Raw genomic sequence first — 20,633 nt, forward strand, 5'->3', positions numbered from 1 at the left:
TCAGGCCCCTTCCACTCGCAGGATGCTGGTGACCTCGTGCACGGCGTCGAGCCGCCCGACGGCGTCGACGGTGCGGCGCAGGGCCGCGTCGAGAGCACGGTGCGTGACGATGCGCAGCTCGGCGTCACCGGCCTCGTCACCGCCCTCGTCGGCGTGCGTCGTCTGGCGCATGGTCTCGATCGAGACGCCGTGGTCGCCGAAGACGGCGGCGATCGCGGCGAGCACACCGGGGGCGTCGGCCACCCGCAGCCCGATCGCGTAGCTGGTGACGACGGCCTCCAGCCCCACCGGCGTGACGCTCGCGGCGACGCTCTCGGTCACGCCCGGGCCGCCGAGCACGCGGCGGCGGGCCGCGCTGACGATGTCGCCGAGCACGGCGGAGGCGGTCGGCACCCCGCCCGCACCCGCCCCGTAGAACATCAGCGAGCCGGCGTACTCGGCCTCGACGTAGACGGCGTTGTACGCGCCGCGCACGGAGGCGAGCGCGTGGTCGCGGGGCAGCAGCGTCGGGTGCACGCGGACGGCGACGCCGCGGTCGCCGTCGGGCGCCTGCGGATCCGCGGGAACCGCCTCGCAGATCGCGAGCAGCTTGATCACGTAGCCGGCCTCGCGGGCCGCGGCGACGTCCTCGGCGGTGATCGCCGTGATGCCCTCGCTCCAGACGTGGGCGCGGTCGAAGCTGGTGTGGAACGCGAGCGAGGCGAGGATGGTGGCCTTCGCGGCGGCGTCCAGGCCCTCGACGTCGGCGGTCGGGTCCGCCTCGGCGTACCCGAGGCGCTGGGCGTCCGCGAGGGCGTCGGCGAACGAAGCGCCGGTGGCGTCCATCGCGTCGAGGATGTAGTTCGTGGTGCCGTTGACGATGCCGAGCACCCGGGTGATGTTGTCGCCGGCCAGGTTGTCCCGCACCGGGCGGATGATCGGGATCGCCCCGGCGACGGCGGCCTCGTAGGCCAGCTGGACGCCGGCGTCCTCGGCGGCGGCGTAGAGCTCGGGCCCGTGCTCGGCCAGCAGCGCCTTGTTGCCGGTCACCACGGTGGCCCCGGCGGCCAGCGCGCGCAGGATCAGCGTGCGGGCCGGTTCGATGCCGCCGATGAGCTCGACCACGATGTCCGCACCGGCCAGGACGGCGTCGGCGTCGGTGGCGTACAGCTCCCGGGGCAGGTCCACGGTGCGGGGCGCGTCGACGTCGCGCACGGCGATCCCGGTCAACTCCAGCCGGGCGCCCACGCGGGCGGCAAGCGCGTCCGCGTCCTCGAGCAGGATCCGGGCCACCTGGGCTCCGACGTTCCCGGCCCCGAGCAGGGCCACTCTCAGCGTCTCCATCACACGTCCGTCTCTCCCGCCGCGTCCGGGAGGTCCCGGGCCAGCAGGTCGGTCTCGGTCTCGCCGCGCACGATGGGGCGGGCCGATCCGTCACGGACCGCCGTCACCCCCGGTCGCGGCAGGTAGTTGTAGTTGCTCGACAGGGACCAGCAGTAGGCCCCGGTCGCGGGCACCGCCAGCACGTCGCCGGCGCGCAGGTCGTCGGGCAGGTAGACGTCGCGCACGACGATGTCGCCGCTCTCGCAGTGCTTGCCCACCACCCGGCACAGCACCGGCGCCGCCGCGGAGGTGCGGGAGGCGAGCACCGCGGAGTAGTCGGCGTCGTAGAGCACCGGCCGCGGGTTGTCGCTCATTCCGCCGTCGACGGAGACGTAGCGGCGCACCGCCGTTCCCGTCTCGCCGGGCAGGTCCACCCGGACGTCCTTGATGGTGCCCACGGTGTAGAGGGTGATCCCGGCGGTGCCGACGATCGCGCGCCCGGGCTCGATGGAGATCCGGGGCACGCGCAACCCCAGCTCGGCGCAGGTCTCGCGCACGACGGCCGCGGTCGCGGTCGCGATCTCGGCCGGCTCGCGCGGCGTGTCTCCCGGCACGTAGGCGATCCCGTGCCCCCCGCCGAGGTCCAGCTCGGGCAGTTCGGCACCGTGCCGGTCCTTGACGTGCGCGAGGAAGGCGAGCAGCCGCCGGGCCGCCGCCTCGAACCCGTCGGGCTCGAAGATCTGCGAGCCGATGTGGCAGTGCACGCCGATCAGGTCCAGGTGCTCGGCGGCCAGGGCGGCGTCGACGGCGGCCTCGGCGGGCGACCCGGCCGGCCCGACCGCGCCCGTTCCGTCGCCGCCCTCGGACTCCCCCGCGAGCGACAACCCGAACTTCTGGTCCTCGTGCGCGGTGGCGATGAAGTCGTGGGTGTGGGCGTGCACGCCCGGCGTGAGGCGCAGCATCACCGGGGCGCGCACCCCCGTCTCGGCGGCGAGGGCGTCGATCCGGGCGATCTCGGGCAGGCTGTCGGCGACGATCCGGCCGACGCCGGCCGCCAGGGCACGGCGCAGCTCGGCGTCGGACTTGTTGTTCCCGTGCAGGCCGATCCGCGCCCCGGGCACCCCGGCGCGCAGCGCGACCAGGAGTTCCCCGCCGGACGCGGTGTCCAGGCACAGGCCCTCTTGTGCCACCCACCGTGCGACGGCGGTGCAGAGGAACGCCTTGCCGGCGTAGTAGACGTCCACCGTGGTGCGCTGCTCCGGCTTCCCGGCGGCGAAGGCGGCGCGGAACGCGTCGCGGAAGGCGCGGGCGCGGGCGCGGAACTCGCCCTCCGAGAGCACGTACGACGGCGTGCCGAACCGATCGGTCAGCTCCGCCAGCCCGACGCCGCCGAGGGTGAGCGCGCCGTCGTCGTCGCGCGCGGCGTCGCCCGGCCACAGGCCCGGGGCGAGCGCGTCGACGTCGTCGGGGACGGCCAGCCAGGCCGGGGCGAGCGGGTTCGCGCTCACATTCTCTCCGGGGCGCCGACGCCGAGCAGGCCGAGGCCGTTGGCGAGCACCTGGCGGGTGGCGTCGTTGAGCCAGCGGCGGGTCCGGTGCGTGTCGGTGACCTCCTCGCCGGACAGCGGCGTCACGCGGCGCACGTCGTACCACCGGTGGTAGGTGCCGGCGAGCAGCTCGAGGTGACGGGCCACGCGGTGCGGCTCGCGGAACTGCGCGGCCTGCGCGACGACGCCGGGGTACTGGCCCAGCGCCGCGAGCAGCGCGGACTCGGTCGGGTGGTCGAACACGGACGCGTCGAAGGCCTCGGCGCTGCGGTCCACCCCGGCGGCGTCGGCGTTGCGGCCGACGGCGCAGGTGCGGGCGTGCGCGTACTGGACGTAGAAGACGGGGTTGTCGTTCGAGTGCCGCACGAGCAGGTCCAGGTCGATGTCGATGTTGGAGTCGACCGAGTAACGGGTCAGCGCGTACCGGGCGGCGTCGACGCCGACGGCCTCGACGAGGTCCTCCATCGTCACCACCGTGCCGGCGCGCTTGGACATCCGCACCGGCTTGCCGTCGCGCATCAGGTTGACCATCTGGCCGATCAGCACCTCGACCCGATCCGGGTCGTCGCCCAGGGCCGCGGCGGCCGCCTTGAGCCGGGCGACGTAGCCGTGGTGGTCCGCGCCGAGCAGGTAGAGGCACAGGTCGAAGCCGCGGGAGCGCTTGTCCTTGAAGTAGGCGATGTCGCCGGCGATGTAGGCGGCGTGACCGTCGGACTTGATCACGACGCGGTCCTTGTCGTCCCCGTAGTCGGTGGACCGCAGCCACCAGGCGCCGTCGGCGAAGTACAGGGTGTCGGACGCCTTGAGCTGCTCGAGCAGGGTCTCCACGGCGCCCTCGGTGAACAGGGAATCCTCGTGGAAGTAGACGTCGAAGTCCACCCCGAACTGGTGCAGGGACCGCTTGATCTCGTCGAACATCAGCGTGACGCCGACCTTGCGGAACACCTCCTGGGGGTCCGGGTCGGCCAGGGCGTCCGGGCGCAGCCGCAGCACCTGGTCGGCGATCTCGGCGATGTACTCCCCGCCGTAGCCGTCCGCGGGCGCGGGCTCGCCCTGGGCGCGGGCGAGCAGCGACCGGGCGAACCGGTCGATCTGGGCGCCGTGGTCGTTGAAGTAGTACTCGCGGGCGACATCGGCGCCCTGCGCCGTGAACACGCGGGCCAGCGCGTCCCCGACGGCGGCCCAGCGGGTGCCGCCGAGGTGGATGGGCCCGGTGGGGTTGGCGGAGACGAACTCGAGGTTGACCCGCGTGCCGGCCATCGCGGTGCCGGTGCCGAAGGCGGTTCCGGCCTCGACGACGGTGCGCGCCAGCTCGCCGGCCGCGGCGGCGTCGAGCACGATGTTGAGGAAGCCCGGCCCGGCGACGTCCACCGAGGCGACCCCGGCGACCTCGGCCAACCGGCCCTGGAGCAGGGTGGCAATCTCCCGCGGCGGGCGGCCGGCCGGCTTGGCCAGCTGGAGGGCGATGTTGGTGGCCCAGTCTCCGTGCTCCCGGTTCTTCGGTCGCTCCACGCGCACCGCCGGGACCGTCGGGACGGACAGGTCGCCGGCGTCGACGGCCGCCTGCACGCAGGCAGCGAGAGCAGAGGAGAGTTCTTCGGGAGTCACCCGTTCAGGGTACCGGCGTGGCCTGCGGCCCTTCGAATCGTTGCGTCCCGTGCTTCCCCTGCCGCCAGGTCGTCAATAGATGTCGCATCGAGCCCCTCCGGGACCCCGGATGCGACATCTATTGACGAGCTGGCGCAGGACGAGGGGGATCAGAGGCGGGCGAGCTGGTCCTCGAGCATCCGCGGGCGGCAGCAGACGGCACCGCCGACGGCGACGACCACGAGCCCCGCGCACAGCAGCAGCATCGGCGCGAACCAGCCACCCGTGGCCTCGTGGATGATGCCGACGAACAGCGGCCCCAGGCACGCGAAGGCGTAGCCCAGGCCCTGGGCGAAGCCGGACAGCGCCTGCGCGCCGCGGTAGGTGCGGGTGCGCAGGTTGATCAGCACGAGCGCCAGGGGGAAGCTCGCCTGCCCCACGCCCATCAAGCTGACCCACAGCCAGACCGAGCCGGGCGAGGAACCCAGCAGCCCGAAGTAGCCCACGGCGTACGTCACCACGCCCACCAGGCAGAGGGGGTACGGGTTGCGCATGCGGGCGGCCAGCACGGGCACGATCAGACTCAGCGGCATCCCGATGAAGGCGAAGAGGGAGAGCATCGCGCCGCCGCCGGCGCGGTCCAGGCCGGCGTCGAGCACGATCTGCGGCAGCCACGTGAACATCGAGAAGGTGTTGAACGAGGTGAAGCCCATCATCGCCACCAGTCCCCACGCCAGGGGCGACCGCCAGGGCCGGATGACGGGGACGACCGCCGGCTCGGCCCGCTCGGCCGTGATGGGGGCGTCGTCCCCGACCGGCGCCTCCGACTCGGGGGCGGGCGCCGCCGGCACCGTCGTCCGGCCGCGCGGTGAGCGGACCAGGCCCAGCCACGGCAGCGCCGCGACCAGGCAGGCCAGCGCCCAGGCGCCGGTCGACACCCGCCAACTCGTGGCCTCGGCCAGCGGCACCGCGACCAGCGGCGGCACGGCGGTGCTGATCGCCAGGATCGTCACGTACAGGGCGGTGACCCCGCCGATGGCGTCCGGGAAGTACTTCTTCACCAGCGGGGGGAGCAGGACGTTGCCGACGCCCAGGCCCGCGACCGCGAACACGGAGAGGGTCAGGAAGACGCCGGTGTCCGAGGTGAGCGCCCGGCCGACCTGCCCGACGATCGACACGGTCATCGCGAGCACCGCGAGCCACTCCCCGCTGAGCCGGCGGAGCACGACGGGCGTCAGCGCGCCGAACACGGCGAAGGCGATGGGCGGGAGCATGCCGAGCAGGCCGGTGGTCGTCGCGTTGAGGGGCACGTCGCGGGCAATCGTGCTGACCAGCGGGGTGACGTCGGTGACCGCGACCCGGAGGGTGAAGGCCAGCAGCATGATCCCGGTCAGGGCCAGCAACCGGCCCCTCCAACGTGTCCACTCCACCCTGCGAGGCTATCGGCATCGTGCCGGCCCACCGGCCGCGGCCGGGCGTGACTCGTCCCACCCGGCCGCTGCCGGGTGGATTCGGTGTCGGGGCCGGGACGCTGGTACGCTGATGGACGCACCAGCCCGCGTAGCTCAGTGGATAGAGCGTCTGCCTCCGGAGCAGAAGGTCGTAGGTTCGAATCCTGTCGCGGGCACGGTTGGAGAGGCCCGGGTCGACGTCGTCGGCCCGGGCCTTCGTCATGTCCGGGAGCCATGCCCGCGAGCCATGCCCGGCAGGCGTGTCCGAGTGCCGTCGTGACGGTGTGCGTCACCGTGACAGGATCGGCGCATGACCGTCTACACCCTCGGCGCCCTGCACGCCGTTCCCGCCGCCGACCGTCCGGACCTGCTCGGCGACCCCGTCCACGCGGCCCTGTCGACGCTCGGTTGGCTGGACACCGTCGGCGTCGTCGAGATCGACCCGGACCTGTCCGACACCGCCGCCACGGAGGAGGCCTACGGCCTGGACACGCGGACGCTGGTCAACTGCGTCGTCGTGGCCGGTAAGCGGGAGGGCGTGGAGAAGGTGGCCGCGTGCGCCGTGCCGGCGACCACGCGCGCCGACGTCAACAGCACCGTCAAGCGACGCCTGGACGTGCGCAAGGCCTCGTTCCTGGCACGGGAGGACGCCGTCGAGCGCACCGGCATGGAGTTCGGCGGGATCAGCCCCATCGGGCTGCCCGCGGGCTGGCCCGTGCTCGTCGACGCCCGCGTGCCGGAGCTGCCCGTGATCTGCATCGGCTCCGGGGTGCGCCGCTCCAAGCTGCTGTTGCCGGGCGCGACGCTCGCGCAGCTGCCCGCCGCGGCCGTGGTCGAGGGCCTCGGCGTCTGACCCGGGCCTCGGCGTCCGCCGCGACGACGCGGGCGTGCGGCCGGCGGTCAGCCCACGTGCACGTGGGGCCGGACGAGCATCGTCGGTTCGGCGCGGCGGAGGATCTCTCGGGTCACCGGAGCCACCTCCCCCTGGCCGGAGAACACGAAGCGCAGCAGATTCGCCAGGGGGTTGCCCTCGCTCCACTCGAAGTAGACGTGGGGAACGTCGTCGGTGAGGTCGCGGATCTCGAGCAGCACCGCCGCGATGGTGTTCGGCACCACGGGGCTGCTGACCCGCAGCACGTTCGCCTGCCCCACCCGCACTCCGTGCACGTCCAGCTCGACCGCGAAGTCGGAGGAGTCCACCACGGTCACCTCGAGGAACAGCGGCTTCGACCCCGCCGGCAGATGGTCCCGGCCGGTGACCTCCCGGAGCTTCTGGGTGTAGTGCTCGGGCGTGACCCGGCCCGTCTCGTGCGCGATCACGGCGACGCCGTCGGGTCCGTCCGCCTCCCGGATCATCGCCAGCGCCGCGTCGTCGAACACCACGCCGGTCTCCCGCAGCTCGAAGGACCGCAGGATCCGTGAGCCGAACGAGACGCCGAGGATCGCGAGGATGAAGATGGCCGCGATCCGCACGCCCTCGGGTCGCTCGACGATGTTCGCCACCGTCGTGTAGACGAACACCGCCGTCACGAGCAGGAAGGCGACGGTCGCCACCCGCTGCCGGCGCCGCCGGCAGGCGAGGGTGACGGCGACGGCGGCCGACGTCATGAGCACGAGGACCCCGGTGGCGTACGCGCCGCCCTGGGCGTTGACGTCGGCGTCGAACACCACCGTCACGATGACGGCGGCGACGAAGAACACGGCGATCAGCGGCCGGACCGCCGCGGCCCACTCCGGGGCCATCCCGTAGCGCGGCAGGTAGCGCGGCACGAGGTTGAGCAGCCCGGCCATCGCCGAGGCACCCGCGAACCACAGGATGGTGATGGTCGAGACGTCGTAGACCGACGCGAACACCGGCCCGAGGTACTCGTGGGCCACCCACGCGAGCGCGCGTCCCTCCGCCGCCCCGCCCGCCTCGAACTCGGCCGGCGGGATCAGCAGCGTCGTCGTGAAGCTCGAGGTGAGCAGGAACCCGCTCATGATCAGGGCGGACGTCGTCAGCAGCCGCCGGGCCCCGGCGATCCGGGTGGGCACGGGGTCCGCGCCGGGGGCGTCGTGCCGGCTGCCGATCTGCGGCATGACGGCGACGCCGGTCTCGAACCCGGACATGCCCAGCGCCAGCTTGGGGAAGACGAGCAGGCAGGTGCCGAGCACCGCCCAGCCGCCGCCGTGGACCGTCGTCAGCGCGGTCGTCCAGTGGGTGATCACCTCGGGCCGGGTGAGTACCTCGGCGAGGGCGGTGCCGACCACGACGACGTTGAGCGCGAGGTAGACGCCGACGAGGACGACCGCGACGCCGATCGCCTCCCCGAAGCCGCGGAGAAAGACGACGGCGAGCAGTGTGAGCAGCACGATGGTCACCCAGACCTGGCCGCCGTGCAGGGCCGGCGGGACGAGCGGGTTGCCGATCAGGTGCGCCGACGCGTCGGCCGCCGAGAGCGTCATGGTGATCATGAAGTCGGTCGCGGCGAACCCCAGCAGGACGAGCACGAACACCTTGCCCCGCCAGCGCGGCAACAGGCGCTCGAGCATCGCGATCGACCCGGCGCCGTGCGGGCTCTCGGCGGCCACCTGGCGGTAGACCGGGAGGGCACAGCACAGGGTCACCGCGATGAGCACGATCGTGGCCAGCGGGGACAGGAACCCGGCCGCGAGCGCGGCGATCGCCGGCTGGTAGCCCAGCGTGGAGAAGTAGTCGACTCCGGTCAGGCACATCACCCGCCACCAGGCGTGCCGGGGCTCCTCGTGCGCCGGCTGCACGTGCGGTCCGTGATGCGTACCGGACCGGTCGTTCAATCCCTCGAGGAACCAGGAGCGGAATCGGGAGCCCTTCGACTCGTCCTCCAGCACCGCCGGATGTGCCATGAGCGGAAACCTACACCCGGCGCCCTCGCACGTCAGCAGGCTCGTCAGCCGTTCAGCATCGGCCCAGCCGGCGCCGGCAAGCGTGCGTGTGCGACCGTCCGCGGGTGGTCGCTCCGATCGGGGTCGCTGAGAGCCACCGTCGTCGTGGACGCAATCGAGCCTGATCACTGGCCGATTGCCCGAGTGCGCTTCCGGTCAAGGACCGATGTCATGTCAGCCAGCCAGTCCTGAACTCGCAGAAATCGGCACGGGCCGGTCGTTGCCCGACCCCGGCTCAGCCGGTCAGCGGACGGTGCGCATAGAGGTCCCGGAGCAGGGCGATCTCCGCGCCGTGATGGATCACCTCCCGGTTGATGTGCAGCACCAGTGCGAGCATCGGCGACTCCGCGAACGGCCCCTCCGCCGGGCCGACCGGCGTCGCCTGTTCCTCCGCGGTCAGCGCCCCGATCGAGGAGATCCACGCGGCGTGCATCCGGTCGAGCCGGTCGAGCGCGTCGGCCGCGGTCACCGGATAGTCGTACGACCGGTAGTCGACCGGCTCGCCACCGAAGTGCGAGGCCAGCCGCGCCCCGTAGACGCCGACGAGCAGGTGCCCGAGCCGCCACGCGATCGTCGTCACCGGCGGCGGCGTCGGTTCGGGGAACGCGAACTCGATCCGGTGGGTGCCCGAACCCGCGGCGATCGGCGCCGTCGTCGTCCCCTCCTGCCGCAGGCTCCAGCAGCCGTCCACCGGCTCCCAGGAGTACTCCTCGTCGGTCAGTCCGTCCAGGCGGGGCCGGAGTTGTCCGTTCCAGTGCCAGGTCAGTTGTTCCGTCGCGAACCGGGTGATGTCCATGGCGACCACGCTAGTTCGGGTTGCGGACACCATCGGTCCGCAGGTGCTCGTACGCTGAATCCGTGATCCAGACCTCGGCGCGGCTGCTCCAGCTGCTGTCTCTGCTCCAGGTGCGCCGGGAATGGTCGGGTCCGGACCTGGCCGACCGGTTGCAGGTCACGGAGCGCACGGTGCGGCGGGACGTCGACAAGTTGCGCACCCTGGGGTACCCGATCCGGTCCTCCCCCGGCGCGTCCGGCGGCTACCAGCTCGGGGCGGGCGCCAATCTGCCGCCCCTGCTGCTCGACGACGACGAGGCGCTCGCCGTCGCGCTCGGTCTGAATGCCGTCTCGATCAGCCCCGTGGCCGGGGTCGGGGAGGCCTCGGTGCGGGCCCTGGCGAAACTGCAGCAGGTGGCACCGCCCCGGTTGCGCGGCCGGTTCGCGTCCCTGCGCGACTCCGTCTCCGCGCTCGGCGGGCCGTCGGCGCACATCGACGCGACCGTGCTGACCGCCATCACGACGGCGATCACCGACCGGCGGGTGCTCCCGTTCGACCACGTCGGCCGGGAGGAGACGGTCAGCCGGCGGATGGTGGAGCCCTACCGGCTGATCGACGCCGGCCGGCGCTGGTACCTGGTGGGCTTCGACCTGGACCGGGACGACTGGCGCACCTTCCGGGTGGACCGGATCGAGCGCACCTCGACGCCGCGGGCGCGCTTCACCCCGCGGCCCCTGCCGGCCGCGGACCTGACCGATTACGTGCAGCGGACCATCACCCGGTCCCCCTATCGGTACGACCTGTGCGTGCGGATCGGCGCCCCGATCGAGCGGGTGACCGAGATGATGGGGCCCCTGGTCGCGCAGGTGGAGGCGCAGGACGACGGGAGCACTCTGGTGCGCGTCGGGGCGGACTCGCTGGACTGGGCCCTCGCCCAGTTGATCGGCACCGGGGAGCCGTTCGCCCTGATCTCCCCGCCGGAACTGCTGACGCGCGCCCGGGAACTCGCCGGCCGACTGGCTGCGGCCGCGGACGGTGCCGTCGCCCCCGTTCCCCCGGACGACGCGCGCGCCTAGGCTGGGGCGCGTGCCCACCTTCCGGAAGGAGCGTCCCGGAGCGCCGCGCGGCTTCTTCGCCTGCGAGGCGGCCGGTCTGCGCTGGCTGGACGAGGCGCACGGCGCCCCCGCCGTCACGGTGCTCGAGGTCGACGAGCAGCACCTGCTGCTCGACGCCCTCGCGGAGGTCACCCCGACGGCGCAGGCCGCACTCGCATTCGGTCGCGGGCTCGCCACCACGCACGACGCCGGCGCCCCCGCCTTCGGCGCCCCGCCGCCCGGCTGGACCGGGGACGGGTTCTTCGGACCACTGGACGACCCTCTCCCGATGCCGGCGGCCGCGGAACCCGGGTGGGGGCGATTCCTGGCCCGGGCCCGGATCGAGCCGCTGCTGGAACTGCCGCGTGCGCGCGGCGCCTTCCCGGCGCACACCCGTGCCGTCGTCGAGGCCGTCGTCGCCCGCCTGCTCGACGGCGACTTCGACGACGGGGACCCGCCGGCCCGCCTGCACGGTGACCTGTGGAGCGGCAACGTGATGTGGACGGCCGACGGCGCCACCCTGATCGACCCGGCCGCGCACGGCGGGCACCGGGAGACCGATCTGGCGTTCCTCGCCCTGTTCGGCTGCCCCTGGCTCGATCGCATCGTCGAGGGCTACCAGCAGATCCACCCCCTGCGCCCCGGTTGGCGGCAGCGCACGGCCCTGCACCAGCTGTACCCGCTGCTGGTCCACACCGTCCTCTTCGGTGGCGGCTACGCGGCACGCACGGACGCGGCCGCACGCGCGGCTCTGGCGCTGCCCGGCGTCACCGCCGGGCACAGCCGGGGCCGGTCGCGATGAGCACCACCACCCCGGCCGGCCTGCGGGAGGAAGCGGCCGCTCGCCTGCGCCGGGCCGGCTGCGTCTTCGCCGAGGAGGAGGCCGACCTGCTGCTCGCCGCGGCACCGGACGAGCCGACCCGGCAGGAGCTGATCGCCCGGCGGGTGGCCGGCGAACCCCTCGAACACCTGCTCGGCTGGGCCGCGTTCGGGCCGCTGCGCGTGGCGGTGCAGCCCGGCGTCTTCGTCCCGCGTCGTCGGACGCTGCTGCTCGCCCGGCTCGCCGCGAGCGCGCTGGACCGGCGGCGGCGCCACCCGCGACCGCCGGCCGCTCGGGACAGCAGGGACACGAGCGACGCGCGGGAGCAGGTGCCCGCCGACGGCACCGGCGCACCGGTGACCGTGCTCGAGCTGTGCTGCGGGGCCGCCGCGGTCACCGCCTGGCTGGCCCGGCACGTGGCCGCGGGCTCCGGCCCCGATGCCCCCCGGACCCGGCTGATCGCCGCGGACATCGATCCGGTCGCGGTGGCCTGCGCCCGCGTGAACGCGCCCGGGGCCCTCGTCCTGCAGGGAGATCTGTTCGCTCCGCTGCCGGCGGATCTGGCGGGCACCCTCGACGTCGTCGTCGCCAACGCCCCGTACGTGCCGACCGACGCCATCGGCACCATGCCGCCGGAGGCCCGGGATCACGAGCACCGGGTGGCGCTCGACGGCGGTGCGGACGGCCTGCACGTGCAGCGCCGGATCGCGGCCGACATCGGCCGGTGGCTCGCCCCGGGCGGCAGCGTGATCGTCGAGACCAGCACCCGGCAGGCCCCCGCCAGCGCGGGGCTGTTCCGGGACGCGGGGCTGCGCACCCGGGTCGTGCGGGACACCCGGACGGACGGGACGGCCGTCGTCGCCCGCGCCGCCTAGACTGGGTCACCGTGCCGGCCACCATCAGCTATCCCGCCGCGCTGCCCGTCAGCGCACGCCGCGAGGACATCATGGCCACCGTCGCCGCGAACCAGGTGACGATCATCGCCGGGGAGACCGGCTCCGGCAAGACCACCCAGATCCCCAAGATGTGCCTCGAGCTGGGACTGGGCGAGCGCGGGCTGATCGCCCACACGCAGCCGCGGCGCCTGGCCGCCCGCACCGTCGCCGAGCGCATCGCCGAGGAGCTCGGCGAGACCGTCGGGCAGACCGTCGGCTTCCAGGTGCGGTTCACCTCCGTCACCGGACCCGCCAGCCGCATCCGGCTCATGACCGACGGCATCCTGCTCGCCCAGATCCAGAACGACCCGCAGCTGCGCCGGTACAGCGTCATCATCATCGACGAGGCGCACGAGCGCAGCCTGAACATCGACTTCCTGCTCGGCTACCTCAAGCGGCTGCTGCCGACCCGGCCGGACCTGAAGGTCATCATCACCTCGGCGACCATCGACCCGGAGCGGTTCGCCGAGCACTTCGCGCTGCCCGGGCCGGACGGGGAGCCGGAACCGGCGCCGATCCTCGAGGTCTCCGGCCGCACCTTCCCCGTCGAGATCCGGTACCGGCCGCTGACCGAACCGGCCGAGGAGGACGACGAGGGCGAGGACACCCCCGCGGAGGGCCGGGACCCGCTCGACGCCGTCGGCGACGCGGTGGACGAACTGTCCCGCGAGGCCCCGGGCGACATCCTCATCTTCTTCTCCGGCGAGCGCGAGATCCGCGACGCCGCGGAGGCACTGCGCTCCCGGCTGCCCCGCAACCCTCGGCTGGCCGACGCCGAGGTGCTGCCCCTGTTCGGGCGGTTGTCCCTGTCCGAACAGCACCGGGTGTTCACCCCCGGGGCACGACGACGGATCGTCCTGGCCACCAACGTGGCCGAGACGTCGCTGACCGTGCCCGGCATCCGCTACGTGATCGACCCCGGCACGGCGCGCATCTCCCGGTACAGTGTGCGGACCAAGGTGCAGCGGCTGCCGATCGAACGCATCTCCCAGGCGTCGGCCAACCAGCGCGCCGGCCGGTGCGGGCGCGTCGCCGACGGGATCTGCATCCGGCTGTACTCCGAGGACGATTTCACGGCCCGCCGCGAGTTCACCGACCCGGAGATCCTGCGCACCAACCTCGCCGCGGTCATCCTGCAGATGGCGGCCATGGGCATCGCCGACGGCCCGAAGGAGGTCGCGGCGTTCCCGTTCGTCGAGCCCCCGCAGGAGCGGGCGATCAACGACGGCGTCACGCTGCTGCGCGAGCTCGGGGCCCTCGCCGCCCCGGCGACCACGGCGCCCGGCACGGCGGCCCGCGGCTCGAGCCTGACCGACGTCGGCCGCCAGCTCGCCCAGTTGCCGGTGGACCCGCGCCTGGGCCGGATGATCGTCGAGGCGTCCCGACGGGGTTGCGCCAAGGAGGTGATGATCCTCGCCGCGGCGATGACCATCCAGGACCCGCGCGAACGGCCCACGGACAAGGAGGCGCAGGCCAAGCAGCAGCATGCCCGCTTCGTCGACCCGACCAGCGACTTCACCGGGTTCCTGCTGCTGTGGAACTACCTGCAGGAGCAGCAGCACGAGCTCTCCGGCAACGCGTTCCGCCGGCTGTGCCGCACCGAGTACCTCAACTACCTGCGGATCCGCGAGTGGCAGGACCTGTTCGCGCAGCTGCGGCAGCTGGCCAAGCCGCTCGGCATCACGCTGGCCCCGGGCCGGTCCGTCGAGGCCGTCGCCGGTCACGACGCCATCCACCAGTCCCTGCTGGCGGGTCTGCTCAGCCAGGTCGGGCTGTGGGACGAGCGCAAGCGGGAGTACACCGGTGCGCGCGGCACACGGTTCGCGCTCTTCCCCGGCTCCGCCCTGTTCCGGAAGAACCCGGACTGGGTCATGAGCGCGGAGCTGGTCGAGACGTCCCGTCTGTGGGCGCGCGTCAACGCCCGGATCAACCCGGCGTGGGTCGAGGACCTCGCCCCGGACCTGGTCAAGCGCTCCTACTCGGAGCCGCACTGGTCCGCGAAGAGCGGGTCGGTGATGGCGTGGGAGAAGGTGACCCTGTACGGCCTGCCGATCGTCGCCCGCCGGCGGGTGACCTACGGCCGGATCGATCCCGAGCTCTCCCGCGACCTGTTCATCCGGCACGCCCTGGTGGAGGGCGACTGGCGCACCCACCACCCGTTCTTCCGCCGCAACCGGGAGCTGCTGGACTCCGTCGAGGAGCTGCAGACCCGGATGCGGCGCCGGGACCTGCGGGTGGACGACGAGACGCTGGTCGACTTCTACGACGCGCGGCTGCCGGCGTCCATCGTCTCCGGCCGGCACTTCGACGCGTGGTGGAAGCGGGAGCGGCACGAGCACCCCGACCTGCTCGACCTCGACCGCAGCCTCGTGCTCGCCGGCGGCGACGACCTGGACACCGACGCCTTCCCCACCGTGTGGCGGCAGCAGGGCCACGAGCTGCCCCTGACCTACGCCTACGATCCCGCCGCCGAGCGCACGCACCAGCCCGGCGCCGACGACGGCGTCAGCGTGACCGTGCCCGTGCTGTTCCTGCAGCAGCTTGATCCGGCCCCGTTCGCCTGGCAGATCCCCGGACTGCGGGTGGAGCTCGTCACCGCGCTGATCCGGTCGCTGCCCAAGGCGATCCGCAAGAACGTCGTCCCCGCGCCCGATGTCGCCCGCCTGGCCGTCGAGGCGCTGGGCGCCGACTTCGACGCCTCGACCGACGAGCTTCTCCCCTCCCTCGCTCTCGTGCTGCGCCGGTTGCGCGGCATCGTCGTCGACCCCGCCCTGTTCGACCTCGACGCGATCCCCGCCCACCTGCGGCTTCGGTTCGTCGTCGTCGACGGCACCGGCCGGGTGCTCGGCGAGGACACCTCCCTGGAGCGGTTGCAGGCGGGCCTGGCCGACGCGTCCCGGCGGGCCGTCGCCGCGACCCTCGGTGGCCGGACCGGGGCCCAGACCGGCGGCGGCCGGACGGTCGGCGAGGCCGCCGGCCGCGCGCGGGCGACCGGCACCGACTCCGCCGACGACGGGCGGGGCCGCGGTCGTGGCCGCGGGCGGGGTCGCGGCCGGGATGGGTCGACGGCGTCGCCCCTCGATGCCGCCGCCGGGCCCGCCGCGGGGCCGACCTTCACCGAGCGCAGCGGGCTGACGACGTGGCCGGGCGAGAGGATCGAGCGGGAGGTTTCCACCACGGTCGCCGGCCACGCCGTCACCGGCTACCCGGCGCTCGTCGACGACGGGGACGCGGTCTCCCTGCGCGCCCTCACCGACCGGGGCGAGGCCACGCAAGCGCACCGCCGCGGCGTCATCCGGCTGCTGGCCCTGCGGGTCCCCTCCCCACAGCGGTACGTGCTGGATCACCTGTCCAACCGGGAGAAGCTGACGTTCACGCAGAACCCGCACGGCTCCGTCGCCTCGCTGATCGAGGACTGCACGCTCGCCGCGATCGACCGGCTCGTGCCTGCGGACCCGCCGTGGGACCGGGCCGGGTTCGACGGGCTGTTCGAGCACGTCCGGGCGGAACTGATCGACACGGTCTTCGCCGTCACCGCCGTCGTGGAGAAGGTGCTCGCCGAGGCCGCCCAAGTCCGGCGGTCGCTCAAGGGGACCACGTCGCTGGCGCTGATCAGCGCGCTGAACGACATCAAGGCGCAGCTCGAGCACCTGGTGTACCCGGGGTTCGTCGCGGCGACGGGCTGGGCGCAGCTGCAGCACTACCCGCGCTATCTCACGGCGATCAGCCGGCGCCTGGAGAAGCTGCCGACGAACGTGCAGCGGGACGGGCTGTCGATGGCCGTGGTGCAGGGCCTGGAGGACGAGTACGACGTCGCCGTCGCGGCCCTGCCGCCGGGCGCCCGGCCCTCCGCCGCGCTGACCCACGTGCGCTGGATGATCGAGGAGCTGCGGGTCAGCCTGTTCGCCGTCGAGCTCGGCACGGCGTACTCCGTGTCGGAGAAGCGGGTGCGGACGGCGCTGAAGGCGGCCACCAGCGGCTGACGCGGCGGGCGCCGGTTCCGGTTCCGGCCGGTTCCGCCCCGCACGACGCGCGCCGAGTGGACGGACAACGCACTCATCCGGGCCAAGTGACGACGACAACCGGCCACTCGGCGAACTCGTCACCACCGTCGCACTCACCACCGGGAACGGCCGGCCCGCAACGACATCGTCCGTCCACTCGACGAGGTGGCCACGCCCAGTGGACGGACAACGCCCCCATCCGGGCCGAGTGACGACGACAACCGGCGGGTCGGCGGGTCGGCGGGTCGGCAGGTCGGCGGGTCGGCGGGCGGGTGGCGGCTGGCGGCTGGCGACCAGTCACAGCCGGCCGTCGATGCCGGCCGAGCGTCAGTCCGCCGGGACGGTCGCCTCGTGGCCGGCGGCGCGCAGCGCCGCCCGGAGGGCGCGGCCGTTCGCGGCCAGGCGGGACATGTCCGGGTCCGTCCCGGCGTTCGTGAAGTCGAACTGGGCCTCGGAGGTGGCCGGGAAGACGTGCACGTGGGTGTGCGGGATCTCGAAGCCGGCGATGATGACGCCGATCCGGTCGCCGTCGAACGCCTTCAGCTGCGCCTTGCCGACGATCTGGGCCACCTCCATGACGCGCGCCATCAGGTCCGCCGGCAGGTCCGTCCAGGCGTCCACCGGAGCCCGCGGCACGACGAGGGCGTGGCCGTCCGCGAGCGGCCCGATCGAGAGGAACACGACGACGGCGTCGTCCTTCCAGACGAAGTCGCCGGGGATCTGCCCGTCGATGATCCGGGTGAACAGCGTCGGCTCGGCGTTCTCACCGGTCGGCGACTCGCCGGCCGTGACGCGGGTGCCGGGCTGCGGGGGCTTGGGTCGTCCGAAGGTCATACCGGCACGCTACCCGCTGGCGCCGTCGATGACGGAGGGCTCAGCCCGGCTCCGGCCCGGTGGCCACGGGGAGGTCCGTCGCCGCGTACTGCGACCACGACCCCGGATACAGGGCCGCGTCGATGCCGGCCCGGCGCAGGGCGAGCACCTCCTGGGCGGCGCTGACCCCGGACCCGCAGTAGGCGGCCACCGCGATGTCGTCGGTGAGACCCAGGGCCGCGAACTGCTCGCGCAGCGCGGCGGGCGGCAGCAAGGTCCCGTCGGCTGCGAGGTTGTCCACCGTCGGTGCGCTGACGGCACCCGGAATGTGGCCGGCCTTCGGGTCCATCGGCTCGGTCTCCCCGCGGTACCGCTCCCCCGCCCGGGCGTCCAGCAGCACCCCGGACCGCGCGTGCGCGGCGGCCGCCGCCAGGTCCAGCACCGGCATCCGGCCCCAGGTGAGGGCGACCGCACCGGGTGAGGGCTCGACGGTGCCGGGCCGCAGCCCGTGCCCGGCCGCGGTCCAGGCGGCGAGCCCGCCGTCGAGCACCCGCACGTCCGCGTGACCGGCGTGCCGCAGCAGCCACCAGGCCCGGGCGGCGGCGAAACCGTTGGCGTCGTCGTAGGCGACGACGGTGTCACCCTCGTTCACGCCCCAGCGCCGGACCGCGGCATGGAACGCCTCGGGCTCGGGCAGCGGGTGCCGGCCGGACGTCGCGGTCGGCTCACCGGCGAGCTCCCGGTCGAGGTCCACGTACACCGCGCCCGGCAGGTGCCCGTCGCGGTAGTGGTCCTCCCCGTGCGGGTCGCCCAGCTGCCACCGCACGTCCAGCAGCACCACCGGCCGATCCGCCGCCGCCACCAGCCTCGCCAGCTCCTCGGCGTCGATCAGTTCCGTCATCCTCGCTCCTCTCACAGCCAGCCCCGCCGCCGGAACTGCCACCACAACGCTCCCGAGCACACCACGATGAGCAGGCAGGAGAGCACGACGCCGGAGACGGCGCCGTACCCCGGGTAGGGGACGTTCATCCCGTAGAAGCCGGTGATCAGGGTGGGGACGGCGATGATGGCCGCCCAGCTCGTCACCTTCTTCATCACGATGTTCAACGTGTTGCCCTGGATGGTCAGGTGGGTCTGCAGCACCGTGGTCGACATGTCCCGTGCGGACTCGGTCCAGTCGATCGCCCGCAGCACGTGGTCGTTGACGTCCTGCAGGTAGGCCCCGAGCTCCGCCAGCGCCTTCCGCTCGGCCTCGTCTTCGTCGTCGTCGGCGGCGTCCTCGTGCACGTGCCGCAGCAGGGTGCCCGTCACCTCGCGCATCGGCAGCAGCACCCTCCGCAGCCGCACGAGCGTCTTGTGCAGGTCGAAGCCGTCGCGCTGCAGGGAGCGCCGGGGTGCCCCGTTGTCCTCGGCGAACAGGTCGTCCCCGAGCCCGTCCGCGGCCTCGTCGAGGCGTTCGGCGGCGGCCAGCTGACCGTCGACGAGGGCGTCCACGAGCGCGTGCACGAGCCGCCACACCCCGGTGCTCGCGAGCTCGTGCGCGTCGTCCACCCGGGAGAGCACATCGTCGGCGTCGAAGCCCTCGTCCTCCGCCAGCACGATCAGGACGTTGCGCCGGATCACCGCCGACACCTCGGTCAGGGCCAGCCGGGGCATTCGGTCACCTCCGCCGCCGCTGCCGTCACCCCGGCCGGCGCGGTCGTCCACGCGCACCGCGTAGGCGTTGAGGAACAGGTGGTCGGCGTACCGTTCCAGCTTGGGCCGCTGGTGCTCGGTGACGACGTCCTCGACGGCGAGCTGGTGTACCCCGAGTGCGGGCAGCAGGCGGCCGACGTCGTCCGTCCGGCCCGCGGGCAGGCACACCCACAGGCACGCGGCCGGGTCGCGGGACAGCTCGGCGATGCCGTCCACGTCCAGCCGGCGGTCCTCGTGCCGACCGTCCCGGAACACCCTCACGCTGAGCATGAGGTCAGCCTAGGCGGCAGCGGAAGTCCACCGGCACCGGTGGGGACGCGTGAGCGCTCAGACCTCGACGCGCTGCCCCGGGTCGAGGTGCTCGATGGCGACGCCGTGGGCGCCGGCGTGGGTGGCCAGGTGGTTCTCCGCCATGGTGCGGCCGACGTCGGTCAGCAGCGCGTCGTGGATGGGGAACGCGCGCGGCGCCCGCACGGCGATGGCGAAGTCGATCACCTCCGCGGTCTTCGACCACGGCGCGTGCAGCGGCACCAGCAGCGTCTTCACCGCGACCCCCTCCGGGACGATGAAGCAGTCCCCGGGGTGGTACACGTTCTCGTCGATCACGTACCCGACGTTGGCGACCATCGGGATCCGCGGATGGATCAGGGCGTGCTGGCCGCCGACCGTGCGCAGCGCGAACCCGGCCACGGTCAGGGACGCACCCGGCTCGACGGTGATGATCCGGTCGGCCACGGCAGCGTCCGCGTCGGCCCGCAGGGAGGCGGCGACGGACTCGGGGGCGTGCACCGTCAGCTCGGGTGCGGCGGCGAGAGCGGCGAGCAGCCGCTCCGGCACGACGTGGTCGGGGTGCTCGTGGGTGATCAGGACGGCGTCCGCGCCGGCGAGCGCGGCGTCCACCTCCGAGAACGACCCCGGATCGATGACCAGCACCGCCCCGTGGTCCTCGAGCCGGACGCAGGAATGGGTGTACTTCGTCAGCTGCATGCCCCCAGCGTAGCCAGCGGCCCCGCGGGCCGCCCGGCCCGGCGACGCCACCGCCCGCACTGCTAGGCTCGATGGAGCAGTTTCCCGCCGCAGGAGGCATCCCACCGTGTCGAGCCGATCGTCCTCAGCCGCCGCGGACGCCCCGACGGGTGCCCGCCCACCCGAGCGCAACACCCGCCAGCGCACCGCGGTCTCGCGCGCCCTGGACGAACTGGACGACTTCGTCAGCACCCAGGAACTGCATCGCATCCTCACCGAGCGCGGCGAACGCGTCTCCCTGGCGACCGCCTACCGGGTGCTGCAGTCGATGGCCGACGACGGCCGCGTGGACGTGCTGCGCGCCGCCGACGGCGAGGCGGTCTACCGCCGCTGCGAGGTCTCCGCCCACCACCATCATCTGGTGTGCCGCTCCTGCGGGAAGGCGGTCGAGGTGCAGGCCCCGGCCATCGAGTCGTGGGCCGAACGGGTCGCCGCCGAGCACGGGTTCACCGCCGTCGAACACACCGTCGAGGTGTTCGGCCTCTGCCCGCGCTGCTCCGCCGAGCGCCGCTGACCCCTCCCTCCTGCCAGCTCGTCAATAGATGCACGAAATCGGTCGCGGAGCGGCCTTTTCGTGCATCTATTTGTGATGTCCAGGGACGTTGTCCCGGTTTAGGGCGGTGAGTCGGGCTGACAAATGAAGGCCTCCGGATGTGAAGTGGAGCTGTCGAGGAACCACTG

Annotated in this window: 16 protein-coding genes and 1 tRNA gene; 7 read left to right on the top strand and 10 right to left on the bottom strand. The window is 73.4% G+C overall.

The genetic code is table 11. The features are described from left to right. The 4 genes from IEX22_RS09555 to IEX22_RS09570 form a co-directional block, all read right to left on the bottom strand. Window positions 1-1,323: a homoserine dehydrogenase gene (locus tag IEX22_RS09555; RefSeq protein WP_188668110.1), complete on the bottom strand. Its 1,323-nt coding sequence runs from the start codon at window positions 1,321-1,323 to the stop codon at window positions 1-3. Continuing rightward, window positions 1,323-2,810 carry a diaminopimelate decarboxylase gene (gene lysA / locus IEX22_RS09560; protein ID WP_188668111.1) on the bottom strand — a complete coding sequence of 496 codons (1,488 nt, stop codon included), beginning with the start codon at window positions 2,808-2,810 and terminating at the stop codon, window positions 1,323-1,325. The genes IEX22_RS09555 and lysA overlap by 1 nt, the downstream gene beginning before the upstream one ends. Then, window positions 2,807-4,456, bottom strand: a complete 1,650-nt coding sequence (argS, locus tag IEX22_RS09565) for an arginine--tRNA ligase (RefSeq protein WP_188668112.1) — start codon at window positions 4,454-4,456, stop codon at window positions 2,807-2,809. The genes lysA and argS overlap by 4 nt, the downstream gene beginning before the upstream one ends. 149 nt (window positions 4,457-4,605) lie before the next feature. Then, window positions 4,606-5,865 carry an MFS transporter gene (locus IEX22_RS09570; protein WP_229659915.1) on the bottom strand — a complete coding sequence of 420 codons (1,260 nt, stop codon included), beginning with the start codon at window positions 5,863-5,865 and terminating at the stop codon, window positions 4,606-4,608. Window positions 5,866-5,989: 124 nt separating this feature from the next. On the opposite strand from IEX22_RS09570, the gene IEX22_RS09575 reads away from it, so the two are divergent. Next, window positions 5,990-6,062 (top strand) — tRNA-Arg (locus tag IEX22_RS09575). Window positions 6,063-6,196: 134 nt separating this feature from the next. Beyond that, window positions 6,197-6,739: a YbaK/EbsC family protein gene (locus IEX22_RS09580; protein ID WP_188668113.1), complete on the top strand. Its 543-nt coding sequence runs from the start codon at window positions 6,197-6,199 to the stop codon at window positions 6,737-6,739. A 47-nt stretch (window positions 6,740-6,786) separates the two neighbouring features. Here IEX22_RS09580 and IEX22_RS09585 read toward each other — a convergent pair whose 3' ends face one another. Next, the gene (locus IEX22_RS09585; protein WP_188668114.1) at window positions 6,787-8,751 is read right to left on the bottom strand and encodes an amino acid permease; all 1,965 of its coding nucleotides are present in this window, start codon (window positions 8,749-8,751) and stop codon (window positions 6,787-6,789) included. Between the two features lie 274 nt (window positions 8,752-9,025). After that, complete coding sequence (locus tag IEX22_RS09590; protein WP_188668115.1) at window positions 9,026-9,586, bottom strand: DinB family protein; 561 nt, start codon at window positions 9,584-9,586, stop codon at window positions 9,026-9,028. Between the two features lie 62 nt (window positions 9,587-9,648). Between IEX22_RS09590 and IEX22_RS09595 the strand changes: the two genes are divergently transcribed. Genes IEX22_RS09595 through hrpA form a run of 4 tightly spaced genes read left to right on the top strand, consistent with a single transcriptional unit; the run spans window position 9,649 to window position 16,397 of the window. Next, on the top strand, window positions 9,649-10,641 hold the full coding sequence (locus tag IEX22_RS09595) for a helix-turn-helix transcriptional regulator (protein WP_188668116.1): 993 nt from the start codon (window positions 9,649-9,651) through the stop codon (window positions 10,639-10,641). A gap of 10 nt (window positions 10,642-10,651) precedes the next feature. Next, window positions 10,652-11,461 carry a fructosamine kinase family protein gene (locus IEX22_RS09600; protein WP_188668117.1) on the top strand — a complete coding sequence of 270 codons (810 nt, stop codon included), beginning with the start codon at window positions 10,652-10,654 and terminating at the stop codon, window positions 11,459-11,461. Then, entirely contained in the window at window positions 11,458-12,354 is an 897-nt protein-coding gene (locus IEX22_RS09605) for a class I SAM-dependent methyltransferase (protein WP_188668118.1), read from the top strand. Before IEX22_RS09600 ends, IEX22_RS09605 begins: the two co-directional genes overlap by 4 nt. 11 nt (window positions 12,355-12,365) lie before the next feature. Next, window positions 12,366-16,397 carry an ATP-dependent RNA helicase HrpA gene (gene hrpA / locus IEX22_RS09610; protein ID WP_188668119.1) on the top strand — a complete coding sequence of 1,344 codons (4,032 nt, stop codon included), beginning with the start codon at window positions 12,366-12,368 and terminating at the stop codon, window positions 16,395-16,397. A gap of 348 nt (window positions 16,398-16,745) precedes the next feature. On the opposite strand, the gene IEX22_RS09615 is transcribed toward hrpA, so the two are convergent. From IEX22_RS09615 to IEX22_RS09630, 4 genes are read right to left on the bottom strand one after another with little or no spacing between them, the layout of a single operon-like run. Then, window positions 16,746-17,252: an HIT family protein gene (locus IEX22_RS09615; protein ID WP_188668120.1), complete on the bottom strand. Its 507-nt coding sequence runs from the start codon at window positions 17,250-17,252 to the stop codon at window positions 16,746-16,748. 40 nt (window positions 17,253-17,292) lie between these two features. Beyond that, window positions 17,293-18,132, bottom strand: coding sequence for a sulfurtransferase (locus IEX22_RS09620; protein WP_188668121.1), 840 nt, complete (start codon window positions 18,130-18,132; stop codon window positions 17,293-17,295). An 11-nt stretch (window positions 18,133-18,143) separates the two neighbouring features. Next, complete coding sequence (locus IEX22_RS09625; RefSeq protein WP_188668122.1) at window positions 18,144-19,196, bottom strand: magnesium transporter CorA family protein; 1,053 nt, start codon at window positions 19,194-19,196, stop codon at window positions 18,144-18,146. A gap of 57 nt (window positions 19,197-19,253) precedes the next feature. Continuing rightward, window positions 19,254-19,913: an MBL fold metallo-hydrolase gene (locus tag IEX22_RS09630; protein WP_188668123.1), complete on the bottom strand. Its 660-nt coding sequence runs from the start codon at window positions 19,911-19,913 to the stop codon at window positions 19,254-19,256. A gap of 106 nt (window positions 19,914-20,019) precedes the next feature. Here IEX22_RS09630 and IEX22_RS09635 point away from each other — a divergent pair, with 106 nt between their 5' ends. Further along, a complete protein-coding gene (locus tag IEX22_RS09635) occupies window positions 20,020-20,466 on the top strand; it encodes a Fur family transcriptional regulator (RefSeq protein WP_188668124.1) in 447 nt (148 codons plus the stop codon). The last annotated feature ends 167 nt before the right edge of the window (window positions 20,467-20,633 follow it).

It is taken from the genome of Tersicoccus solisilvae, assembly GCF_014643255.1.
GTDB classification, from domain to species: Bacteria; Actinomycetota; Actinomycetes; order Actinomycetales; family Micrococcaceae; genus Tersicoccus; species Tersicoccus solisilvae.